Raw genomic sequence first — 1,725 nt, forward strand, 5'->3', positions numbered from 1 at the left:
GAGGGAGGGGGCGAGGCCGGTGACGCTCCCCAGGTACTCGGCGATGTAGCCGTAGCCGCTGAACATCGCGGCGAACACCAGGGTGACGGCGGCGACGGCCAGCCACAGCCGGGGCCGGCGCAGGATGCCCAGCTGTCCGGCGTAGGTGGGCGGCGCGGTGTCGGGCAGGTCGGGGAAGAAGGCGAGGACGCCGGCGCAGGCGAGGAGGTTGACGGCGCCGGCGGCCCAGAACGCGGCGGGCAGGGAGATGTGCTCGGCGAGGTAGGAGGTGACGGGCACGCCGAACGCGAAGCCGGCGCTGACGCCGGCGAAGACGGCGGTGGCGGCGCGGGCGGCCTTGCCGGGCGCGGCCAGGCGGGTGGCGGCGGTCAGGGCGAGGGCGAAGAAGACGGGGTGGAGCAGCGCGGGCAGGATCCGGAACGCCAGGACGAGCGGGAAGGAGTGGCCGAGCGCGTAGACGGCGTTGGAGACGGCGAAGAGGGCGAGCGCCGCGGCCAGGACGGTCTTGCGGCGCAGCCGGGAGGCGAGCAGGACGCCGACGGGGCCGGTGGCGGCGACGGTGAGGGCGAAGGCGCCGACCAGCCATCCGGCGGCGGCGGGGGTGACGTGCAGGCGTTCGGCCAGGGAGGGCAGGACGCCGACGACGCCCATCTCGGTGGTGATGATGCCGAACACGCCCAGTGCCAGGACCGGGACGGCCAGGGCGTTTCGGGCGGGAGCGGTGCGTGGCACGACAGCCTCCATTGGATACACAAATCTAGATAGTTGGATGCGTTTGGGTCGAAGAAAAGGGGGCGCCGGGCGGGCGCCCCCCGAAGCGGGGTGGGGCGGGGTCAGAGTTCGTCGCGCACGTACGCGGCGAAGGCGGCGATGGTCTCCTCGTCGCGCCGGTAGAACGTCCACTTGCCGACGCGCTCGGACACCAGCAGCCCGGCCTCGCGCAGGATCTGGAGGTAGCCGGAGACCACCGACTGGGACAGCCCCGAGCGCTCCTGGATGTCGGTGACGCACACGCCGATGTGGAAGCCGACGCCGCGCTCGCGGTAGTACGGCTCGTCGAAGTAGCGCTCGGGCGTCTTGAGCCAGCGCAGGAAGTCCGCGCGCGCCGGGTTGGCGAGCGCCTTGTGCACGGCCAGCGGGTCCAGGTCCACCGCACACGCTCCTTCCGCCGTCCGGCCCCTCGGGGACGTATCTAATATTCTGGATACGATCCGGGGTGTCAAGGCGGGGCGCCCTCGGGGGCCGTGCGGGGCGGGGGTCAGTGGTACTGGGCGATCTGGAGGAGGTTGCCGCAGGTGTCGTCCAGGACGGCGGTGGTCACCGGCCCCATGGCCAGCGGCGCCTGGGTGAAGCGCACGCCCAGGGCGCGCAGGCGCTCGTACTCGGCGTGCACGTCGTCCACGGCGAAGGAGGTGGCGGGGATGCCGTCGGCGGCCAGGGCCGCGACGTAGGCCCTGGCGGCGGGGTGCCGGTCGGGCTCCAGGAGCAGCTCGGTGCCGTCGGGCTGTTCGGGCGACACGACGGTGAGCCAGCTGTGGTCGCCGAGCGGGACGTCGGCCTTCTTCACGAACCCCAGCACGTCGGTGTAGAAGCGCAGGGCCTTGTCCTGGTCGTCGACGAAGACGCTGGCCAGGTTGATCCTCACGGGGGGCTCCCTCGGGTGGCTCGGGCCCGGGTGGTTCGGGCCCGGGCGGGCGGGTGGGCGGCGGTGCGCGCGGGCGGGCG

The 1,725-nt window shown here is 73.3% G+C and carries 3 protein-coding genes; all 3 read right to left on the minus strand.

The genetic code is table 11. From position 1 onward, the window contains the following. Positions 1-732, minus strand: a 732-nt coding sequence (locus AE652_RS40855) for an MFS transporter (RefSeq protein ID WP_053112580.1), incomplete at its 3' end; no start/stop codon positions are given. Between the two features lie 101 nt (positions 733-833). After that, entirely contained in the window at positions 834-1,151 is a 318-nt protein-coding gene (locus AE652_RS40860; protein WP_198959518.1) for a helix-turn-helix transcriptional regulator, read from the minus strand. Between the two features lie 107 nt (positions 1,152-1,258). Beyond that, entirely contained in the window at positions 1,259-1,645 is a 387-nt protein-coding gene (locus AE652_RS40865) for a VOC family protein (protein WP_049660971.1), read from the minus strand. Positions 1,646-1,725: the final 80 nt, after the last annotated feature.

Origin of the sequence: Kitasatospora sp. MY 5-36 (genome assembly GCF_001182915.1) — a bacterium.
In the GTDB taxonomy this organism is placed as follows: domain Bacteria; phylum Actinomycetota; class Actinomycetes; order Streptomycetales; family Streptomycetaceae; genus Kitasatospora.